The organism is Acidovorax sp. 106 (assembly GCF_003663825.1).
In the GTDB taxonomy this organism is placed as follows: Bacteria; Pseudomonadota; Gammaproteobacteria; order Burkholderiales; family Burkholderiaceae_C; genus Acidovorax.
In genome coordinates this window covers 3,646,716-3,666,594 of the sequence record NZ_RCCC01000001.1, presented here as the reverse complement: position 1 = coordinate 3,666,594, position 19,879 = coordinate 3,646,716, and the positions used below count along the sequence as shown (strand labels likewise).

At 64.0% G+C, this 19,879-nt stretch carries 18 protein-coding genes; 7 read left to right on the top strand and 11 right to left on the bottom strand.

Features of this window, described 5'->3' with window-relative positions; genetic code table 11:
• Positions 1-690 precede the first annotated feature (690 nt).
• From C8C98_RS16270 to C8C98_RS16255, 4 genes are all read right to left on the bottom strand, one after another.
• A complete protein-coding gene (locus tag C8C98_RS16270; protein ID WP_121455133.1) occupies positions 691-3,798 on the bottom strand; it encodes an MdtB/MuxB family multidrug efflux RND transporter permease subunit in 3,108 nt (1,035 codons plus the stop codon).
• Positions 3,799-3,870: 72 nt separating this feature from the next.
• Complete coding sequence (locus C8C98_RS16265; protein ID WP_121455132.1) at positions 3,871-5,349, bottom strand: MdtA/MuxA family multidrug efflux RND transporter periplasmic adaptor subunit; 1,479 nt, start codon at positions 5,347-5,349, stop codon at positions 3,871-3,873.
• 126 nt (positions 5,350-5,475) lie between these two features.
• On the bottom strand, positions 5,476-6,108 hold the full coding sequence (locus C8C98_RS16260) for a LysE family translocator (protein ID WP_121456320.1): 633 nt from the start codon (positions 6,106-6,108) through the stop codon (positions 5,476-5,478).
• A gap of 146 nt (positions 6,109-6,254) precedes the next feature.
• Positions 6,255-6,890, bottom strand: a complete 636-nt coding sequence (locus C8C98_RS16255; RefSeq protein ID WP_121455131.1) for an ATP-binding cassette domain-containing protein — start codon at positions 6,888-6,890, stop codon at positions 6,255-6,257.
• A 128-nt stretch (positions 6,891-7,018) separates the two neighbouring features.
• Between C8C98_RS16255 and C8C98_RS16250 the strand changes: the two genes are divergently transcribed.
• The 4 genes from C8C98_RS16250 (at position 7,019) to C8C98_RS21925 (ending at position 9,377) form a co-directional block, all read left to right on the top strand.
• Positions 7,019-7,387 carry a hypothetical protein gene (locus C8C98_RS16250; protein WP_121455130.1) on the top strand — a complete coding sequence of 123 codons (369 nt, stop codon included), beginning with the start codon at positions 7,019-7,021 and terminating at the stop codon, positions 7,385-7,387.
• 112 nt (positions 7,388-7,499) lie between these two features.
• Complete coding sequence (locus C8C98_RS16245) at positions 7,500-8,468, top strand: MBL fold metallo-hydrolase (RefSeq protein ID WP_121455129.1); 969 nt, start codon at positions 7,500-7,502, stop codon at positions 8,466-8,468.
• Positions 8,469-8,482: 14 nt separating this feature from the next.
• Positions 8,483-9,058, top strand: coding sequence for a histidine phosphatase family protein (locus tag C8C98_RS16240; protein ID WP_233574571.1), 576 nt, complete (start codon positions 8,483-8,485; stop codon positions 9,056-9,058).
• A gap of 148 nt (positions 9,059-9,206) precedes the next feature.
• Positions 9,207-9,377: a hypothetical protein gene (locus tag C8C98_RS21925; RefSeq protein ID WP_199726604.1), complete on the top strand. Its 171-nt coding sequence runs from the start codon at positions 9,207-9,209 to the stop codon at positions 9,375-9,377.
• An 86-nt stretch (positions 9,378-9,463) separates the two neighbouring features.
• On the opposite strand, the gene C8C98_RS16235 is transcribed toward C8C98_RS21925, so the two are convergent.
• From C8C98_RS16235 to C8C98_RS16225, 3 genes are all read right to left on the bottom strand, one after another.
• Positions 9,464-11,998, bottom strand: coding sequence for an ATP-binding protein (locus C8C98_RS16235; protein ID WP_121455127.1), 2,535 nt, complete (start codon positions 11,996-11,998; stop codon positions 9,464-9,466).
• A gap of 2 nt (positions 11,999-12,000) precedes the next feature.
• Positions 12,001-12,795 carry an ABC transporter substrate-binding protein gene (locus C8C98_RS16230; RefSeq protein ID WP_121455126.1) on the bottom strand — a complete coding sequence of 265 codons (795 nt, stop codon included), beginning with the start codon at positions 12,793-12,795 and terminating at the stop codon, positions 12,001-12,003.
• A gap of 134 nt (positions 12,796-12,929) precedes the next feature.
• Complete coding sequence (locus tag C8C98_RS16225) at positions 12,930-13,301, bottom strand: response regulator transcription factor (RefSeq protein WP_121455125.1); 372 nt, start codon at positions 13,299-13,301, stop codon at positions 12,930-12,932.
• Between the two features lie 151 nt (positions 13,302-13,452).
• Here C8C98_RS16225 and C8C98_RS16220 point away from each other — a divergent pair, with 151 nt between their 5' ends.
• From C8C98_RS16220 to C8C98_RS16210, 3 genes are all read left to right on the top strand, one after another.
• Positions 13,453-14,124, top strand: coding sequence for a response regulator (locus C8C98_RS16220; RefSeq protein ID WP_121455124.1), 672 nt, complete (start codon positions 13,453-13,455; stop codon positions 14,122-14,124).
• Entirely contained in the window at positions 14,121-14,906 is a 786-nt protein-coding gene (locus C8C98_RS16215; protein WP_121455123.1) for a two-component system response regulator, read from the top strand. Before C8C98_RS16220 ends, C8C98_RS16215 begins: the two co-directional genes overlap by 4 nt.
• A gap of 251 nt (positions 14,907-15,157) precedes the next feature.
• Positions 15,158-15,847 (top strand): glutathione S-transferase family protein, encoded by a 690-nt coding sequence (locus tag C8C98_RS16210; protein WP_121455122.1) that lies wholly within the window; start codon positions 15,158-15,160, stop codon positions 15,845-15,847.
• Positions 15,848-15,866: 19 nt separating this feature from the next.
• On the opposite strand, the gene C8C98_RS16205 is transcribed toward C8C98_RS16210, so the two are convergent.
• The 4 genes from C8C98_RS16205 to C8C98_RS16190 are packed head-to-tail and all read right to left on the bottom strand — an operon-like array spanning position 15,867 to position 19,833.
• The gene (locus C8C98_RS16205) at positions 15,867-16,946 is read right to left on the bottom strand and encodes an XdhC family protein (protein ID WP_121455121.1); all 1,080 of its coding nucleotides are present in this window, start codon (positions 16,944-16,946) and stop codon (positions 15,867-15,869) included.
• Between the two features lie 39 nt (positions 16,947-16,985).
• Positions 16,986-17,645 (bottom strand): CoxG family protein, encoded by a 660-nt coding sequence (locus C8C98_RS16200; protein ID WP_121455120.1) that lies wholly within the window; start codon positions 17,643-17,645, stop codon positions 16,986-16,988.
• A 54-nt stretch (positions 17,646-17,699) separates the two neighbouring features.
• Positions 17,700-18,932 (bottom strand): VWA domain-containing protein, encoded by a 1,233-nt coding sequence (locus C8C98_RS16195; RefSeq protein ID WP_121455119.1) that lies wholly within the window; start codon positions 18,930-18,932, stop codon positions 17,700-17,702.
• The gene (locus tag C8C98_RS16190) at positions 18,925-19,833 is read right to left on the bottom strand and encodes a MoxR family ATPase (RefSeq protein WP_121455118.1); all 909 of its coding nucleotides are present in this window, start codon (positions 19,831-19,833) and stop codon (positions 18,925-18,927) included. Before C8C98_RS16190 ends, C8C98_RS16195 begins: the two co-directional genes overlap by 8 nt.
• Between the last annotated feature and the right edge of the window lie 46 nt (positions 19,834-19,879).

Genomic DNA, 19,879 nt, shown 5'->3' with positions numbered 1-19,879 from the left:
GTGCCCCCGGCGGGGCACCTTCTTTTCTTGCGTCGCCAAGAAAAGAAGGCAAAAGAAGGCGACCCCACTGTCTGCGTCCCCAGCGCTGCGCACTGGGGCAACCTGCGGTGCTCCCGTCCAGCGGGGTCTCGCTCAAACTCGCTGCGCTCAGACAGTCGCGAGCCCTGATCCGCTGGCCGCTGCGCTCCTCGGCGCATACAGAGGGGCGGGGAAGCGAACATCCATTCGGGCCATTGCTCCGCTCGGCCCAGCCTGCGCAGCGCGTGGCGCTTGCGCCCGCGAGGCTGGGCCGAGCCACGCGATGGCCCGTGTGGATGTTCGGCTGTTCGGCTGTCCACCCCCTGTGGCTGCGCCTGCGTCGGGGCAGTTGCGGGGTGGCATGGGCGCAAGTGCGCCCATGCTTCGTCATCTGACTCGCTGCTGCTGTCTGAACGAAGCGCAAAAGGCGCGCAGTGAGTTCCGCAGCGCACCCCGCAACTGCCCCGACGCAGGTCTGCCCCTTCGCAAAGCGAAGGGGTCGCAGACTTGGGGTCGCCTTTTCTTTGCTTACTTTCTTTTGGCGAAGCAAAAGAAAGTGAGTCGCCCGCCGGGGCGACAACCCGGCTCCCGCGCCATGCAAAAGCACAAAGAAAAAAAGACCTCCAGCGCAGAAAAAACAAGCGCAACCAGCTACAAAAACAGGAGCACCCATCACACAGCCCCCCGCCGCGCCCGCCACCTCTCAGCCCACCCCTCAAACGTCAAATAAATCACCGGCGTAGTAAACAGCGTGAGCAACTGACTCACGATCAGCCCGCCCACCATCGTCACCCCCAGCGGATGCCGCAACTCACTGCCCACACCCCCACCCAACATCAACGGCAACGCCCCGAGCAAAGCGGCCAACGTCGTCATCAAAATCGGCCGAAACCGCAGCAAACAGGCTTGGTAAATGGCTTCCCGAGCAGGCAACCCCTGATCCCGCTGCGCCTCCAGCGCAAAGTCGATCATCATGATCGCGTTCTTCTTGACGATGCCAATCAAAAGCACGATGCCAATCACCGCAACGATGTCCACATCCAGCCCCGCCATCCACAACGCCAGCAACGCGCCCACGCCCGCTGAAGGCAAGGTCGACAGAATCGTGACCGGATGGATCGTGCTTTCGTACAGGACGCCCAGCACGATGTACATGGTGATGACCGCCGCCAGAATCAGCAGCAGCGTGTTCGACAACGACGCCTGAAACGCCAGCGCCGCGCCCTGGAAGTTCGTGTCCACCGACAACGGCAGCAAGCCCGCCGCACGCGCCGCCGCTTGCTCGGCCTCGATGGCCTTGACCGCATCGCCCAGCGCCACGCCCGGCGCGGTGTTGAACGAAATGGTGGCCGCAGGCAACTGGCCCACATGGTTCACCGCCAGGGGCATGGGGCGCTCCTCGATGCGGGCTACGGACGACAGCGCCACGGGCTTGCCCGCGCTCGACGTGACGTAGATGCTGTTCAAAGCTTCGGGCCCCAGCTTGAATTGCGGTGCCACCTCCAGCACCACGCGGTACTGGTTGGACTGGGTGAAGATGGTGGAGATGAGCCGCTGGCCAAAGGCGTTGTACAGCGCGGTGTCGATGCCCGCCACCGTCACGCCCAAGCGGCTGGCCTGGGCGCGGTCAATCTGCACAAAGGCTTGCAGGCCCTGGTTTTGCAAGTCGCTGGCCACGTCGGCCAGCTGCGGCAAGGCGCGCATGCGCGCCACCAGGTCGGCGGTGCTGGTCTGCAGTTGGGCCATGTCGGGCGACGAGATTAACAACTGGTACTGCGTGCGCGCCACGCGGTCCTCAATGGTGAGGTCTTGCACCGGCTGGGCATACAGGCGAATGCCCACAATGTCCCGCGTGTCGTCGGCCAGGCGGCGCAGCACCACGGGGGCCCGGTCGCGCTCGTCGTGGGGCTTCAAGTCGATGAGCAGGCGGCCCGTGTTGAGCGTGGTGTTGGCACCGTCCACGCCAATGAAGGACGACACGCTTTTCACCGCCGGGTCTTTCAGGATGCGCTCTGCCAGCTGCTGCTGGCGCTCGGCCATGGCGACGAACGAGATGGATTGGTCGGCCTCCGTCGTAGCCTGCAGCGTGCCGGTGTCTTGCACCGGAAAGAACCCCTTGGGCACCACCAGGTACAGCACCACCGTCAGCACCAGCGTGGCGCCAAACACCAGCCAGGTCAGGCCCCGGCGGTTCAGCACCCACTGCAGCGCACGGCCATAGTGGGCAATGGTGCGGTCAAAAAACCGACCAGTGGCACGGTACAGGCGGCCATGGCTTTCTTCAGGCGTGTGGCGCAGCAGGCGCGCGCACAGCATGGGCGTGAGCGTGAGCGACACCACCGCCGACAGCAGAATGGCCACCGCCATGGTGATGGCGAATTCGTGAAACAGCCGCCCCACCACATCGCCCATGAACAGCAGCGGAATCAGCACTGCAATCAGCGAAATGGTGAGCGAGATGATGGTGAAGCCAATTTGCTTGGCGCCCTTGAGTGCGGCCTGTAGCGGTGGCTCGCCCTCTTCCACATAGCGGGCGATGTTCTCGATCATCACGATGGCGTCGTCCACCACAAAGCCCGTGGAAATCGTCAGCGCCATCAGCGTGAGATTGTTGATGGAAAAGCCCGCCAAGTACATCACGCCGAACGTACCCACCAGCGACAACGGCACCGCGAAGCTGGGGATGAGCGTAGCCGAGGCGCTGCGCAAAAACACAAAAATCACCGCCACCACCAGGCCAATGGCCAGGGCCAGTTCGACCTGCATGTCCTTGACCGAGGCGCGGATGGTGGTGGTTCGGTCGGTGAGCACCTGCACGTCCATCGACGCGGGCAGCGTGCTTTGCAACTGGGGCAGCAGAGCCTTGATGCGATCGACCGTCTCAATGACGTTGGCACCGGGCTGGCGGCGGATGTTGAGAATGACGCCCGACTTCGAACCCGTCTCGGGCGTGCCCGCCCAGGCAGCCAGGCGGGTGTTTTCAGCATCGTCCACCGTCTGGGCAACATCGCGCAGGCGGATGGGGTTGCCGTTTTTGAACGCGAGGATCAGGTCACGGTATTCCTGCGCGGACTGCAGTTGGTCATTGGCATCGATGGTGGAAGCGCGCGCGGGCCCATCGAAGCCGCCCTTGGCCTGCTTGACGTTGGCCGCTGCGATGGCGCTGCGCACGTCTTCGAGCGTGAGGCCCAGGTTGGCCAGCGCGGTGGGGTTGGCCTGGATGCGCACCGCCGGGCGGCGCCCGCCAGCAATAGCCACCAGCCCCACACCATTGACCTGCGAGAGCTTGGGCGCAAGGCGGTTTTCCACCAGGTCGTTCAAGCGAATGACCGGCAGCGAGGGCGAGGTGATGGCCAGCGTAAGCACGGGCGCATCGGCCGGGTTGACCTTGCTGTACAGCGGCGGCATGGGCAGGTCGCTGGGCAGCAGGTTGCTGCCCGCGTTGATGGCCGCCTGCACTTGCTGCTCGGCCACGTCCATCGACATATCGAGTGCAAAACGCAGCGTGATGACAGACGCCCCGCCCGAGCTGGTGGACGACATTTGCGACAGACCCGGCATCTGGCCAAACTGGCGCTCCAACGGCGCGGTGACGTTGGACGTCATCACATCGGGGCTGGCGCCAGGGTACAGCGTGGTGACCTGGATGGTGGGGTAGTCCACCTCGGGCAAGGCCGAGATGGGCAGCAGCCGGTAAGCCAGCAAGCCCGCGATGAGCAGCGCCACCATCAACAGCGAAGTGGCGATGGGGCGCAGGATGAAGAGGCGGGACAGGTTCATGGCGACAAGGGCAATGGTGGCAGCGGCAACAACTGGGCCTGCGCAGCGCGGTGAGGGAAGGCGCGCGACCGGTCAGCGCGAGGCAGCCGAGGCCGGGGCCGTAGCCGCCGAGGCCGGAGCACTGGCGCGGGATGCCCCGGTAGCCGGCGCAGCCGGTGCAGGGGCCGCAGCTCCGCTGGCCGCCCCTTGCGGGCCCGCTGGGGCCTGTGCACGCCGGTTACGGAAGAAGGCGCGGCGTTCTTCCTGCGACATCTTCGCAACCTGCTCACGCTCCTGCGGGGTCAGGCTGGCCATCAGCGCGGCGCGCCGGGCGCCCGCGTCCTGCGCAGCGGCGTCGGCACGGGTGGCCACGGCGGCATCAATCACGGCCACCTTGGCGCCTTCGCGCAGGCGGTCAATGCCATCGGTCACCACCTGCTCACCGTCTTGCAGCTCGCCCTCTACGCTCACGCGGTCGCCATCGGCCACACCCACGCGGATACGCCGCTGCGTCACGGTGCCGTCGGGGCGCACCAGGTACACGTAGTTGTTTTGCACCGCCGTGCTGGGCACCGTAAGCACGTCTTTGAGCAGGTTGACCTGCAGCTTCACGTTGACGAACTGGTTGGGGAAGAGCAGGCCCTCTTCGTTGTCAAAAGCCGCCTTGGCCTTGATGGTGCCGGTGGTGGCGTCGATGGCGTTGTCTACCGCGCCCAGGCGGCCACGCGCCAGGCGTTGCTTTTGGTCACGGTCCCACAGCTCCACCGGCAGGCTGGCGCCGCTGGCCAAGCGTTGGTTGATGGCGACCAGTTGGGCCTCGGGCACCGAAAACACCGCATCAATCGGACGCACCTGGGTGATGGTGACGATGCCCGTAGCGTCTGACGGGCCGACCACGTTGCCCCGGTCGGCCTGGCGCAGGCCCAACCGCCCACCGATGGGCGCGGTGATGCGGGTGTAGCTCAGCTGCAGCTTGGCCGCATCCACCTGGGCCTGGTCGGCCGCGACGGTGCCTTCGAGCTGGCGCACCAGGGCTTTTTGGGTGTCTACCTGCTGGCTGGCGATCGAGTCTTTGGCCAGCAGGTCCTGGTAGCGCTGCAAATCGAGTTGTGCGTTCTTGAGCTGGGCCTGGTCGCGTTGCAAGTTGCCCTGCACCTGGGTCAGCGTGGCCTGGTAGCTGCGGGGGTCGATCTCGGCCATCAGTTGCCCGGCTTTGACCTCGTCACCTTCCTTGAACTTGATGGACAGCAGCTCGCCACTGGCCTTGGCGCGCACCACAGCGGTGGCGCGGGCGCTCAGGGTACCAATAGCGCTGACCATGACGCGCACATCCTGGCGCTGCACCACGCCCACCGACACGGGCTGCGCCCCCCCTGCCCCGCTGAACCGCCCCGGTGCCCGTGCCGCGCCTGCAGCGGGGGTACCAGCGGCAGCAGGGGCTTGCTGCTGCTTCCACCACCAGCCGCCCGCACCGGCCAGTGCGAGCAAGACCAGCAACACAAACCACCACAGGGCGCGACCGGTTTGGAGCGCAGCAGAAGGGAAACGGCGAAGGAATGATTGGGCAGGCATGAAGGCGCAGCAAAGTGAAAACCGGAGCCGTATGGTAGCCACGCACTCCAATTTGCCCCCGGCAGGGGGCTGGATTTACCAAGGCTTTACGAAGGCCCCGCATACAAGCGCTGAAGCATGCAGGCTTCAGCGCTGAGAGGCCAGCAGCAGGCCACCCGCCCCCATGAAGAAGCCGCCTGTGGCCTTGTTCAAACGCACCACCCCACGCGAGGTGCGGATGAAGCGGCGAATCTGGCGCCCGCCGGTGGCATACACCGCCGTCGAGACAAATTCAGACATCAGATAGATGGAGCCCAGTACCAGAAACTGGGACGCTGCGGGCCGCGATGGGTCGATGAATTGCGGGAAGATGGCCGCAAACAGCACGATGGCCTTGGGGTTGGTGATGCCCAGCAAAAACTCCTGGGAGATCAGCGCCTTGATCTGCACCGGGGCCTGGGCTGGCGCCACCTCACCGTTGTCCAGCATTCGCAAGCCGCCAAATTCGCGACTGCGCCAGGCGCGCCAACCCAGCCAGAACAGGTAACAAGCGCCCACCCATTTCACGACCGAGAAGGCGGTTTCAGATGCCAGCAGCATGGCGCCCAGGCCCACCGCAGACACGGTCAGAAAAATCGCAAATGCGGCCACACGCCCCAGCGTCGCAATCAACGCAGCGCCCACCCCGGCGCGGATGCCGTTGTTCAAGCCGCAAAAGTTGTTGGGGCCGGGCGTGAGAGAGATGGCGATCGCCACCGGGACAAAAAGCAGGGCATCCATGCTGTGCATCTCCAGGAAGGGTCTGCCCACGATCTCCCAGGGGCCGCGCACCGGTCTTTGCGGGATCGTAAACAGGCTCAGAGTGTAGGCCCGCGCACCCGGCCCTGCAGTGCGGGGGCATTGCGGGCGGCGACGTGACCTACAGATCATTGGCGCGGGGGCAGCTCCAGCAACTGTGTCCACCGCACCCCAGGCAAAGGCGCGTAGTGGGCCACCACCACGGCGCGCTCGGCGCCCTGGCAACTGCGGCCCAGGGCCTGGGCCAAATAGGCCACCGAGGGCTTGTCCAACCCGGCAATAGGCTCGTCGATCAGGGTCAGCAGCGCCTGGCTGGCCAGGGCTGCGGCCATGCAGACCTTGCGGCGGGTGCCGGTGGACAGGGCGTAAAAGGTTTTGTCCAGGTGCTCTGCCAGCGCAAAGCCCTGGATGTGCAGCGCCAGGGCTTCAGCATCCCAGCCAGGGTAGCGCCGGGCCTGGGCGTCCAGCCAGGCCTGTGCGGTCTGGGGGTCGAGGGCCTCTGAACGTGGGTCGGCATGGAACACCTGGGCGCGATACGCCTCAGGGGACGGCCCTGCGCTGATGCCATGCAGCGTAAGGAGCCCTTGCTGGGGCGTCAGCTCTCCCGCCAGCAAGCGCAGCAAGGTGGTCTTGCCCGTGCTTTCGTCCCCGCACACCAGCACCAGACCGGCCCCAATCCGGGCTTGGAAGCCTGAAAAAACAGGGGCATTGGGATGACTGAAATACAGATCGTCGATGGACAACAAAGGGCTGGCGGATGGCATGGTGACAAGCAGATGAAGGTGGCGAGAGCCGGGGCTTGGGTGGCGCATTGTGCTACGCCACCGCCGCGACAAGCCGCACAATGCCTGCCCTAAGCGCCCGTTCCAGCCACCATTGCACCCCACCGACCATGACACTCAGCTACCTTGATTTTGACTACAGCGAAGACTATGAAGGCGCCGGCACCTTCGACGCGATGGCCAGTGTCAGTCCCCAGCAATGGCCGGCATTGCAATCCGAGGTGGCCCAGGTGCTGACGTGGTGCCAACAGCAGTTCCCGCAAGGCCCGGCTCCCTTGGAAGACGGAGGCGACTGGGACTACGACCTGCAAGGCAGCGAGGAAACCGTTGCACCGTTGGCGCTGCAATTCAACGCCGCTACAGGCGCCATTGAACGCAGGGCCGGAGCCCCAGGTGCGCCCCGCATCACCCTCACCCTGTCCGTCAGCGGCAGCCCATCGTTTTGCCAAGCCCTGCGCAGCGCGTTTGACCTGTCGTAATCCCCCCCGCAAACCCCCTTGAGGGCAAGGGACAAAGCATCGGCGCAGCAGGCCCTGCGGCCCAAAGCTACAGTTCGAAACTTAACGGTTTTTAAATGACTGGAGAGTATCGATGCTGAAACGCCGCCAATTTCTGGGTGCTGGCCTGGGCGCATGCGCCTACGCCGCTGGCTCGTTTGTGCCTGTGTGGGCCCAAAACGCGCCGAACTTGGGTACCCCCGCACTGCCCTCGCCGGGCTTTCGCCGCACCAAACTGGGCGATGCCGAAGTGATTGCCGTAATCGACGGCATTGCACGGCGCCCGCTGGGTGAAGAGTTTGTCAAAAATGCCCCCTTGGCCGAAGTGCGCGCCCTGCTGTCGGCACAGGGCCTGCCCACCGACTACATCGACGTGCCCTTCACGCCTTTTGTGGTGATCGTGGGGGGTCACAAAGTGCTGATCGACACCGGGCTGGGCGATTTTGGCGGCCCTAACGCAGGCAAGTTGCTGGAGAACCTGCGCGCAGCGGGCGTACCGGCCTCTGACATCGACACGGTGCTGATCAGTCACTTCCATGGTGACCATATCAACGGTCTGCGCAACAAGGCAGGTGAGCTGGCGTTTCCCAAGGCCAAGGTGATGGTGCCTGCGGCTGAATACGCGTTCTGGATGGACGACGCCCGCATGGCCGCGGCCCCCGCTGGGCAAAAAGGGGCTTTCGAAAATGCACGCCGCACATTCAACGGCATGGCGCCGGACATGCTGGTGCAGTTCGCTGCGGGCAGCGAGGTGCTGCCGGGAGTCCGTTCTGTGGCGGCCTACGGTCACACCCCTGGGCACACGTTGTTTGAAGTGGCATCTGCCGGCCAGAACTTCTTTTACCTGGCCGACCTGACCAACGTGCCTGCCCTCTTCGCCCGCAACCCCGATTGGGCAGTGACCTTTGACATGGATGCCGAAGCGGCCCGCAAGGTACGCCGCGAAGTTTTTGCGCGGGTGACCGCGAGCAAGGCACTGGTGGGCGGATTCCACTTCCCGTTCCCGGCTTTTGGCAAGGTGGCCGCTTCGGGCAATGGGTTTGCCTTTGAGCCTGGCATGTGATGATCCTGAGTCCCATGCTCCATCGGCCCTCCCGGCGTACTTTGCTGGCGGCAGGCCTGGGCATGGGAGTCCTCCCCGCTTGGGCCGACGGCGATGTGCAGGCCCTGTTGCGGGCAGGCGGCGTGGTGATGGCATTTCGGCACGCCACTGCGCCTGGCACCTTCGATCCACCGCAGTTCCGCCTGGACGACTGCGGCACCCAGCGCAACCTGAGCGAGGCGGGGCGATCGCAGGCCCGGCGCATGGGTGACTGGTTTACGCAGCGCCAGTTGCAGCCAGCGCAAGTCAAATCCAGCCCTTGGTGCCGGTGCATCGACACTGCTGCACTGGCCTTCAGGCCACCCGAGATCTGGAGCGCCTTGGGCTCGCCCCATGGGGCGCCGGAAACCACCGGTGCCAGCCACTTGCGCGAACTGCGCGATGCACTGCATTTGGCTTCGCAGCGCACTGGACGGTTCGAGGTGTGGGTGACCCATATGTTCGTCCTGCAGGATTTGGTTCAGGCCAATACCCAGTCGGGCGAAGGGCTGGTGCTGCAAGCGCAGGCATCTGGTGCGGCGCGCGTACTTGCTCGGCTGCAGATTGCATAGCACAGCGCGTCTATCCGAACCACTCACCGAAGACTTCAAATAGCGCTACTCAAAGGCACTGAAGCACGCGTGCGACAACCTTTTTTTGGTGGTGGCCCGCGACCTATGGCCTAATATCTGTTTTCCACCATTTTTCCAGAGACCTTCCATGGGCAACAAGATCGTTACCGAAGCAGACCGTAAGCGCACCCCTCGCCCCACGCCCGTGCCCGGCTACTCGCTGGCCACCCCCGGCCGTGGCCAACGCGTGAGCCTGGAGCGCGGTGTTGCAACCCGCAGCAAGAAGAACCCTGGCAAGCGCTCCAAAAAGGGCGGCTAAAGCCTGCGGCGACGCCCTCTCAGGGCGTCAGAATAAAAAAGCCAACCGCTCGGTTGGCTTTTTTCATGGCCGATGCGCAACCACCGTCACAGTGGGGCTGGCTGCGTCTCGGAGAACCCGCGAGCTGGCAAGACGATATGGAATGAAGCACCTTTGGGTGACAAATTACGGGCAAATATCTGCCCACCCATAGCTTCGATGATTTTTCGGCAAATGGCCAGGCCCAAGCCCGTACCGCCCGAGCCATCCTTGGTTTTGCTGGACTGAACGAAGGCCTCAAAAATCGTCTCCAGCTCTGCCTCGGGCACCCCGGGGCCTTCGTCACGCACTTCCAGGTGCACCTGCCCCTGAGAGTCGACCTGCCCAAGGAGCGTAATCGCAGAGCCTTGCGGCGAAAACTTAATGGCGTTGGCCACCACGTTGCGGATGACCTGCTGCAACCGCAAAGGGTCCACCTTGGCCACCAAGGGCAGATCGGACATTTTCACATGCATAGCCTGCTGGTTGCGGGTGAGCAAAGGCTCTAACTCCTGCACCACCGGACGCACCAGCCCCCGCAGGTCAATGCGTTCCAAATGGAAGGTTCCCACCGTGCTTTCAAGCTTGGAGACTTCCAGCAAATCATTGACCAAGGCCAGCATGCGCTGCCCGGCCGAGTGAATGTCTTCAAACATGCCCGCCAGGCGCGGCTCTGCACGGCCCCTCAGAGCCCCCAGTTCGGCAAACCCCAGGATCGATTGCAATGGGGTGCGCAATTCATGGCTCATGTTGGCGACGAACTCAGACTTGGCCCGCGACGCCTCTTCGGCCGCGTGCCGCGCTTCCTCGGTGGCCCGTTCAGCTTGGCGAAATTCGCTCACATCCACAAAAATGGTGAGAACTCCCGACGCTTTGCTCTGCACGTCAGGGACTGCTGCCTTGATGACCCGTGTTTCACGCCGCGCGCCATTGCCATGCAGCACCTTGGTTTCGTAGAACGTTTTCCCCCCTGAAGCCAAAAGCTGCTGGTTGTACTGCAGCTCCACCTGGGCCTCGTCTGCAGGCAAAAAGCCCGTGAGACGCCGCCCCACCACCATGGCCCGCTCCAGCCCTTTGTACTCTTCCCAGGCACGATTGACCTGTACTACCACGCCGTCGGCCTGGGTGACCGCAATGGGCAAGGGGTTGGTGTCCAGCAGCACGTTCTGAAAAGCAATCTGCTCCTGTAAGCGTCGCTGGGCGGCCCATCGCTCGGTGACATTGACAGCGCTTCCTGCAAAACCGACAAAACGCCCATCGGCCTGCAAGGCCACCAGGGCCACGTCGAACTGCAACTCACGCCCGTCACCCAGGCGGACCATGGCTTGGCAGTTTCGCACCCCCGCAGCGGCCAGCGGGTCCAAGGCGGCCGTGACGGCACTGCGACTGGCGGGGTCTACGATGTCCTGCAAGCGCTTGCCAATGGCCTGCTCGGCAGGGCTGCCACTGAAAGCAAGCCAATGGGCATTGACGTAGGTGATGACCCCATGCACGTCAGTGCGGAAGATCAGCTCTTGCACGCTGCGCATCAGCACGCTCAGTTCACGCTCGCTCTGGGCAATGCGCTGCTGCGCACGGTCTGCGGCCAGGCGGGCAGACTCACGCAGCCGCACCGTTCGCCAAATAGCAAAAGTAAGCCCCACCACCAGCAGCACCAGTACGCCGCCCACCCCCAGCAATGCACTGGCACTGTGAAACCAATTCCAGGCGGCATGCCTGTACGACTCCTCCACAATCACCACCAGCGGCTTGGTAACCGAGGTGCGAAACGCCAGGATTTGCCGCTCGCCCAAGGCGCCCTTGCCGATGTAGGAAGCATGCTCGCGCGCAGGCAGAAAATGGGTAAACACCGGGATGCTGCCCACGCTGGAACCCACCAGGCGTGCACCTTCCCGAGACCCTGCCAGCACGCTGCCCCGGTAAGTGGTGATGACGGAGTCATAGCTTTCGGTCTCCAGCGTCAGGTACTGGAAGTTGGAGAACGCATCCGGATTGGCCAAACCCACCAGCACCAGGGGCCGGCCAGCCTCGGTCACAAAAGACTGCAGCAGTGGAATGAAGGCCAAGCCTTTGGGCACCTCTTGCGCGGCCCCTGTGGCACGTATGGCAGCCAACCCACGGCCCATGATCAACGGCCCAATGCTGCTGCTCCCCACGGGGCCTCGCGGCCCGAGCTGGTCCATATTGATGCGGATGCCCGCTTCGCTGCCATTGGTGCTGGTCACTACATTGCCATGCACGTCCGTCACGGCAATCGCCCGCAAAAAGGGCAAACCCAACAGCGCCTGGTTCAGCGCAGCCTGCATGCGCTCAGCGTCCGGTGCAGAGGCTCGCAAGCCAGGGGATGCCGACAAAGCACCCAGCGCCATCTCACCCGACTCCAGCGTGCGCGTGGCTTGGTCTTCCAGCACCCGGGCCAGCAATGCCGCGTGGGCTTGGTTTGCGGCAATCGTGCTGCGAAAGTCATTCACCGCCAGCAAGACCACTGCCAGCAACGCGCCGAGCGCAGCCAAGGCACCACCCACCAGCACCAAGGTACTGGCCTTTGACCAACGCCCCTGCGCGGTGGCAGAAGTGCTGGCAGGTGCGGGTGTGCGGGCCATGCTTATCGCACCACGATCGGCCCCAGGCCATGGTTACCCGCCGCACGCTCCAGCCGCCCATCGCGTTTGATGCGGGCCACAAAATCGTCGACCGAGGCGAGCCACTTGGCGTCACCCGGCTTGACCGCGTAGGCATAGGGAATCACCGAAAAGGGGGTGGGCGAGGTGATCAGGCGGGCCCAGTCTGCGTTGTCCAGCAAACGCCGACTGTACGGATAGTCCGTCATGAACACATCCACCCGGCCAGCCACCAGCTCGCGCTCGCGGGTCGCTGGCAGCTTCACCCGCACCAGCTGCGCGTGCTTGAGGCGCTGCTCCATGACGGGCTCCATGAAAGTGCCTGCCTGCACTGCCACCAGCACCCCGGGTTTGTCAATGTCAGCCCACTGCCGAATGACTTGGTTGCTCTTGGTGGTGATGCCGTAGATGTCACTGCGCAAGTACGGCTGGGTGAAGCGCAGCTTCTCGGCGCGCTGCTCAGTCACCCCAATTGCAAACATGGCCACGTCGCAGCGATCTGCAGTGAGGTCCGCCACCAGCGTGGGAAAAGATGAATCCACGTACTCCACGCGCACTTTCAGGTCGGACGCAAGCTGGGCAGCCAACTCAATGTCCACGCCCCCCAACTCCTGCGTGCGCGCATGGCGGTAGGTAACGCCGTAGTACTCAGGCCAGATGCACACCCGCACCACGCCACTTGCACTCACCCTCTCAAGTACCGTCTGCGCGTGGACTGCCACAGCCGCCAACAAGCCACCAGCAACCGCTGTGCAACGAAGCAACGATAAAAACCGCATGGCAATCGCTCTCAAAAGAGAAAGGAAATGATGAGGAGCAAACGGCACTCAGCCCCGATCGACAGGGACCCGGCGAAGCCGGGCGCGCAACCAGGCCACGCTGGTTGCACTTAACACGCAGGCAGTGATCCAAATCATGCTGCGGCCTCTATGCGGTAGATGGTTTCCAGCACCTGCAAGGTGCTAAAAGGCTTCATCAGGTAGTCATCCGCGCCGGCCTCCATGCCCGCCTCGCGGTCACCGGCCTGCACACGCGCTGTCAACAAAATCACTTTGGTGAAGCGGGTGGCTTGGTCGGCTTTGATTTGGCGGCATACATCCAGCCCATTCAAGGTGCCGGGCATCATGATGTCCAGCAGCACGATGTCAGGACAGATCTCCCGACTCAAGGCCAAACCCGCATCACCGGTCGATGCTTCATGGATTTCGAAATCATCGAATTCCAGCGTCATCTTCAACAGTTTGCGAATGTCGGCATGGTCTTCAACGATCAGAATTTTTTTCATGGCATGCTCTTGCGAATGTTTTAACAATCTGCTCCACAGCGAAGCCGGTTGCCGCCAGGGTTTAATCCTAACGTGAAGCAATCATATCAATCATTTGTATCAAATGCAAATCCTTTTAAAGCGATAAAAAAAAGAGGAAAATGCGCAACTCATGAAATCTGAAAAAACTCCACCACCTTCGTTGGTACAGGATCACTACACCACCCTGGAAGTCGCCAGCATGCTGGGCTTGGCGGTGCGCTCGGTGCAGCTGATGGTGGACCGCAATGAACTGGAAGCCTGGAAGACCCCAGGCGGTCACCGGCGCATTTCGCGGGCCTCGGTTGAACAGTGGATCAATGCCCGTACAGGCGCTAGTGGCAAAGCTGCTGCTGCAACGCAAGCAACGGCACACGCGGCCAATGGAAGCAGTCCCAGTGCCCTACCCGCCCGAACACGCGGCAGTGCCCAAATTCTGCTGATCGAGGACTCCATCCACTTCCAGAACCTGGTGACGCTGCTCGTCAACCAGCACTTTCCTGGCGCCGTGCTGCACACGGCCAACGATGGCATCACGGGGCTGGCCATGTACGGCCAGATTCAACCCGATGTGCTGATCGTGGACATCCTGTTGCCCGGCATTGACGGCGCCACCCTGATCACCACCCTGCGCTCGCACCCTCAATTTGCACGCAGCCGCCTGATCGTGGTGACCTCGCTGGACGAGCAACAGCGAGAGCCTTACGCCTTTGCCTTGCAAGGCGTGACCGTCATCCACAAGCCGCAACTGGTCGCAGAGTTGCCGGCAGCCTTGGCGCAAACCCTGCCAGCCAAAGCCGCATGAGCCACCCCGCCGCCCCCTGCGTTTTGCTGGTGGAGGACGACTCCTCCATCACTCGCTTTGTTGAGATGGCACTGGACCAGTTGCCCATTGAGTTACTGACCTGCACCACCGTGCCTGCCGCTGTCACGCTGCTGCAGCAACGCGATGTAAAGCTGGTCATCACCGACTTGATGCTCCCAGGCGAATCTGGCATTTCGCTGGTGAAGCGCATGGCGGCAGACCCACTGCTGGGGCGTGATACGCGGGTGGCGGTGTTCAGCGCAGGCCTGACGCCTGCCGTTAAGGACCAGCTGGAGGACTTGAACCTCTGGCGCGTGTTGTCGAAACCCATTGCGGTGCAAGAGCTGGAAAACTGCGTGCTCGATGCGCTGGCAACCCAGGCTGCTGCAGACGCCTTGGCCTCAGAATCCGCTCCAGCGACCTTTCCCCCAGCGCCAGCACCCATCGATGCAGAGGGGTCCAGCGCGCCTTGCACGCCAGCAGAAAAGCTGGCCATCACCACCCACTTTGGGGGCGATGCCCAGCTGTTCACCACCTACCGTGCCGCCTGCCTCAAGCAATTTGCCGCCGATGTGCACACGGGGGACGCGGCTGCACAAGCGCAGGACTGGCCTGCCTTGCGCAGGCTGGCCCACAGCCTGGCCACCGTGCTGCTGACCTTGGGCCGTCCCGAAGACAGCCTGACCGCCCGCGCCCTGGAAGACGCTGCAGCGGCCAATGCAGCACCCGCCTGCCTCACAGGCTGGGGCCAACTGCGCACCCGCCTTGGCGCAAGCGCCTGAAACACAGCGAAGGGATGTCCTGCATCACCCTCGCGAGTCGGTGGTAGTGCGGATCGGGATAGGCCGCAAGGCGTCTTTTGGCAGCCAATAGCCGGGCTATTGGCAAGAAAAGCAACGCAGTGGACTGCCCGAGGCCGCGCTATCACAGACCACAGGGAGTTATGCGGGACATCCCTAGCGCCAACCCGCTGTCACCCACAGGATCAAGGGCGCGTGGACAAAGCGGGCAAAGCTGTTCCAATACGCGCACCATGATCACCGTTCACCACCTCGAAACCTCGCGCTCGCAGCGCATCTTGTGGCTTTTGGAGGAGCTGGGGCTCCCCTACGAACTAAAGGTGTACCAGCGTGACCCGCACACCAAGCTGGCGCCCCCGGAACTCAAGAAAATCCACCCCTTGGGCAAGTCCCCGGTGATCACCGATGGGGATACGGTGGTGGCAGAGTCCGGGGCCATCATTGAATATTTGGTGGAGACCTACGCAGCCCAGGCTCCACACGCCATACCCACCCTGCAACCGGCACTGGGTACGCCCGAGTACCGCCAGTGCCGCTTTTGGATGCACTACGCAGAAGGGTCACTGATGAACTGGCTGGTGATGAAGCTGGTGTTCATGAGCATTCCCAAACAGCCCATGCCCTTTTTTGTACGCCCCATCGCCAAAGCGCTGTGCGGCACCGTGCAACAAAAACTGGTGGACCCGAATGTGGACACAGCCCTCGACTTCATGGAGGACCATCTGGCACAGCACCCCTGGTTTGCAGGCCAGCACCTCACCATGGCTGATTTTCAGATGAGCTTTGCGGTCGAGGCAGCCCTTTCACGGGCCAAGCCGGGCAAACCCCGCCCGCACCTGCTGGCCTACCAGCAGCGCATGCAAGCCCGCCCAGCCTACCAGCGTGCCATCGCCAAGGGCGGGCCCGTGGTGATGTCCAGCTGAGCACGACAGCAGGCAAGCGTTACAGCGTCCGCACCCCGCACACCAGCGCGCCTGCATCGCTCTGCAGCACTTCGCGCTCGTTCTTGGCCTGAGCCACGGCCATGTCGCGGGGCAAGGCCACCCCGTTCTTGACGGCCAAAATTTCGGCCATTACGCTCACTGCGATCTCGGGCGGCGTCTTGCTGCCGATGTACACCCCGATAGGGCCCCGCAAGCGCTGCAGTGACGCCTCTGTCTGCCCAAAGTGCTCCATCATGCGGGCGCGGCGCGCCTCGTTGTTGCGCCGCGAGCCAATGCCGCCGATGTAAAACGCCTCAGAGGCCAAGGCCTCCAGCAAGGCCAGGTCGTCCAACTTGGGGTCGTGCGTGAGGGCCACCACGCAACTGCGCCGATCGGGCTTGAAAGCCGTCACCACGTCGTCGGGCATGTCGTTCACCACCTTGGCGCCCGGCACATTCCAGCTGCCCCGGTATTCCTCACGCGGGTCGCACACCGTCACGGCAAAACCGTTGAACAGCGCCATGGTGGCCAGGTACTCCGCCAATTGCCCTGCACCGATGAGCAGCATGCGGTACTCAGGGCCAAAGGTGTTGGTGAGCTGCTGCGCGTCCACCGTCAGCTCGGCGGGAGCAGCGGCAGGCTGCAGGCTCACCGCCCCATCGGCCAGCTGCACAGTGCGCTGCACCAGCTGGCCCTGCTCCAGCTGTGCCACCAGCTGGGCCAGGCTTTGGGGCTGGGGGTCGTATTCCAGCAGCAGCTCCAGCGTGCCCCCACAGGGCAGGCCAAAGCGGTGCGCTTCGTCGGCGGTGATGCCGTATTTGACGAACGTGGGCGGGCCGCTGGGGATGGTGTGGGGCAAGCCCCGGTCGGCCCCGGCGGGCTGCGCATAGGCGCGGGTGTGGCGGTCGATCAGGTCGTCCTCAATGCACCCGCCAGACACGGAACCCACCACCGCCCCGGTCTCGCACAACGCCATGATGGAACCCACCGGCCTGGGGGAAGAACCCCAAGTGCGCACCACCGTGGCCAGCATGGCGCGCTGCCCGGCCACGCGCCAGCCCAGCAAAGTGCGCAGCACCATCACATCCAGGTTTTCCATACGGCCTCCGTCATCCACGCACTTGGCAACACCGATCGCTCACTTGGTCAGCCAGACAAGTGCCGCCATCCCCCCCGCGCCAATGGCCACCCACACCCAAGGGGGGAAAACACTGGGGTTGTTGGAGGCTGCCGCTGCAGGCAGGGCCTGCAGCGCATCGGGCTGGGTGGGGGCTTCCAGCATCACGGTGTCTTGCAACAGGGTGTCCTGGATCTGGGTGTCGGCGGCGTCTCGGGGGTAGCGGCGTTGCATTTCGTTGTCGAACCGTTTGAAAAAATCTTCCGCCATGGTCTTGGCGGCACCATCGATCAGCCGCTGACCCAGCTGGGCAATCTTGCCGCCCACCGTGGCATGCACGGTGTAGTGCAGCTCACAGCTGGACTGCCCAGCGGCATCTGCAGGCAAGGACACCAGCTTGACCTGCGCTTGGCCTTTGCCAAATCCGGCCACGCCGCCCGAGCCATCGAAGGCAATGGTGTAGCTCTCGGGTGGCACGATGTCTGCCAGGGTGATCTTGCCTGCGAACTTGGCAGACACGGGCCCAATCTTGAGCGCCATGGCCACGGCGTACTGATTCTCGCCGCTGGCCTCTACCTTGTCGCAACCGGGGATGCATAGTTTGAGAACCTCAGGGTCATTGAGGGCATCCCAAGCCTGCTGCTGGCTGACGGCAAGGGTGCGGCTGGCTTGCATTTCCATGGTGGTTTCCTCTTGGCTTTTGGGCGGGTTGTTCTGAAATCGGTCATTGATCGGTTATTGCCGCAGCGCAGCAGCCAGGCTCGCCGCAAGGTCCTGCAGACGGCCCAGGTTGTGCACCGCCACCATGCCATGGGCCTGGCGATGCAGCTCGCTGGCACCCCGCGCCGTGGGGGCATAGCCCTCGAAGCGCAGCAGGGGGTTGAGCCAAAGCAGGCGGCCACCGTGGCGACGCAACCAGCCCAGCTCCTGCGCCAGCACCTCGGGCTCGCCAGTGTCCAGCCCATCGCTGATCAGCAGCACCAGCGTGCGCCGCCCCACGAGGCGTCGGGCGTGCTGCTGCCGCAACTGCGCCAGGCTGTCGCCCATGCGCGTGCCGCCTGCAAAGTCGGTGATGGCATGGCTGGCCACCTGCAGCATGGCGTCCGTATCGGCCAGGCGGAACGCAGGCGTGAGGTCCGTCAGCCCCGTGCCGAATGCGAACACATCGCGTCGAACACTTGGGCCCAAGTTGCGCGGCGCGGTAGCGGCATGCAAGAAGGCCAGCAGCAGCCGCGCATAGCGCTCCATGGAACCCGACACATCCACCAGCACCAGCAGCGGCAGGGGTTGCTGGCGCCGCTGCAGCAGGGGCACACGCAGCACCTCGCCACCGCTGCGCGCCGCGAGGTGCATGGCCCCCGGCCAGTGCGGGCGGTGGCCCCGTGCACCGGGCCGGGTGCGGCGGGCCGCGTAGTGCGGCAGGGGCAAAGGCACCTCGCGGGCCAGGCGCTCCACCAGCAAGTATTCGCTGGCGGAGAGCTGGTTGAAATCGGCCTGCCGCAGGCGCTGCAGGTCGCTGGCCGTCATGGCGGCGTCGAAGTCCACCTTGTCTTCTTCGCGAGGCGGCGATGCATTGCGGGCAGCACGCACCGGGGCCAGCGCCTCGCTCACGCGCGGGCGGCGCTTGGCGGGCTCGGCCTTGGACTCGGCGCTGGGCAGCATCTGCGCCAACAGTTTCTGCGCAATGTCGGGGTTTCGAAAGTAGGCGTCGAACAGCTCGCGGAAGACCAGACGGTCCTGCTCGCGGCTGAGCAGCACGGCCTCCAGCGCGGCGCAAAAATCCTCGCGCTGCAGCCCCACCAGCATCACGGCCTGCTGGGCCAGCGCCATGCGGGCGGCGTCCACCCGCACACCGGCGCGGCGCAGGGTGCGGCCAAAACCGCTCAGGTTGTCGGCGAGCTTGCCCGTGCGGGCATCGCCCAGCTGGGAGATCGTCTTGCCCTCTGCCACGGCTGCGCCTTCATGCATCAGTGTCGGCAGGCTGCAGCAGTTGCGCCGCCATGTCTCGTGTGAGCGCCGCCACGTCCTCGCGCTGCTTGAACAAGATGCCTGCGGTGTCGGACACCACCTCCGGGTCCACCACGATGGTGTCGAGCGCCACCAGCGCCTTGGCCCACTCCACGCTCTCGGCAATGCCGGGCGCGCGCTGGAAGGCGTTGGCAAACGGCTGGCTGCGCAGGCGGCCCACAAAATCGGCCACCTGCTGGGCCAGCGCCGCGCTGGCGCCCGGCACCTGCGCACGCACGATGGCCAGTTCGCGCTCGCGCTCGGGGTAGTCCAGCCAGTGGTACAGGCAGCGGCGCTTGACGGCGTCGTGCAGGTCGCGCGTGCGATTGCTGGTGAGAATGGTCACCGGCGTGGCCGTGGCGCGCACGGTACCGATCTCGGGGATGCTGATCTGGTACTCGCCCAAGTATTCGAGCAGGAAGGCTTCGAAGGGCTCGTCGGCACGATCCACCTCGTCGATCAACAGCACGGCGCCCGGCGCGGGCGCCTGCAGCGCTTGCAGCAAGGGGCGGCGAATCAGGTAGCGGTCTTGATAGACCTCGCGCTCCACCTGCGCCATGTCGGCACTGCCTTTGCCTTCGGCGGCACGCATGTGTAGCAATTGGGCGGCGTAGTTCCATTCGTACAGCGCCTCGCGCTGCTCCAAGCCGTCGTAGCACTGCAGGCGGATCAGGCTGCGCGCCAGCACTTCCGAGAGGGCTTTGGCCAGCGCGGTCTTGCCCACACCGGGTTCACCCTCCAGCAGCAGCGGGCGCTGCAGCTTGAGCGCAAGAAACACGGCCGTGGCCAGCCGCCGGTCGGCAAAGTAGCCCACGCTTTGCAGGGCTTGTACCAGGGCATCAACAGAGGCTGGTGAACTCATTGCTTCTCTTTTGATAGCTGCTTGCGCTTGATAGATAAGCGCTAGA

Coding starts and splice junctions, on each gene's coding strand:
- C8C98_RS16195 (WP_121455119.1), bottom strand. CDS start 18,932: ATGCATGAAGGCGCAGCCGTGGCAGAGGGCAAGACGATCTCCCAGCTG.
- C8C98_RS16250 (WP_121455130.1), top strand. CDS start 7,019: ATGACACTCAGCTACCTTGATTTTGACTACAGCGAAGACTATGAAGGC.
- C8C98_RS16220 (WP_121455124.1), top strand. CDS start 13,453: ATGAAATCTGAAAAAACTCCACCACCTTCGTTGGTACAGGATCACTAC.
- C8C98_RS16225 (WP_121455125.1), bottom strand. CDS start 13,301: ATGAAAAAAATTCTGATCGTTGAAGACCATGCCGACATTCGCAAACTG.
- C8C98_RS16205 (WP_121455121.1), bottom strand. CDS start 16,946: ATGGAAAACCTGGATGTGATGGTGCTGCGCACTTTGCTGGGCTGGCGC.
- C8C98_RS16240 (WP_233574571.1), top strand. CDS start 8,483: ATGCTCCATCGGCCCTCCCGGCGTACTTTGCTGGCGGCAGGCCTGGGC.
- C8C98_RS16230 (WP_121455126.1), bottom strand. CDS start 12,795: ATGCGGTTTTTATCGTTGCTTCGTTGCACAGCGGTTGCTGGTGGCTTG.
- C8C98_RS16210 (WP_121455122.1), top strand. CDS start 15,158: ATGATCACCGTTCACCACCTCGAAACCTCGCGCTCGCAGCGCATCTTG.
- C8C98_RS16255 (WP_121455131.1), bottom strand. CDS start 6,890: ATGCCATCCGCCAGCCCTTTGTTGTCCATCGACGATCTGTATTTCAGT.
- C8C98_RS16235 (WP_121455127.1), bottom strand. CDS start 11,998: ATGGCCCGCACACCCGCACCTGCCAGCACTTCTGCCACCGCGCAGGGG.
- C8C98_RS16270 (WP_121455133.1), bottom strand. CDS start 3,798: ATGAACCTGTCCCGCCTCTTCATCCTGCGCCCCATCGCCACTTCGCTG.
- C8C98_RS16260 (WP_121456320.1), bottom strand. CDS start 6,108: ATGGATGCCCTGCTTTTTGTCCCGGTGGCGATCGCCATCTCTCTCACG.
- C8C98_RS21925 (WP_199726604.1), top strand. CDS start 9,207: ATGGGCAACAAGATCGTTACCGAAGCAGACCGTAAGCGCACCCCTCGC.
- C8C98_RS16245 (WP_121455129.1), top strand. CDS start 7,500: ATGCTGAAACGCCGCCAATTTCTGGGTGCTGGCCTGGGCGCATGCGCC.
- C8C98_RS16190 (WP_121455118.1), bottom strand. CDS start 19,833: ATGAGTTCACCAGCCTCTGTTGATGCCCTGGTACAAGCCCTGCAAAGC.
- C8C98_RS16265 (WP_121455132.1), bottom strand. CDS start 5,349: ATGCCTGCCCAATCATTCCTTCGCCGTTTCCCTTCTGCTGCGCTCCAA.
- C8C98_RS16215 (WP_121455123.1), top strand. CDS start 14,121: ATGAGCCACCCCGCCGCCCCCTGCGTTTTGCTGGTGGAGGACGACTCC.
- C8C98_RS16200 (WP_121455120.1), bottom strand. CDS start 17,645: ATGGAAATGCAAGCCAGCCGCACCCTTGCCGTCAGCCAGCAGCAGGCT.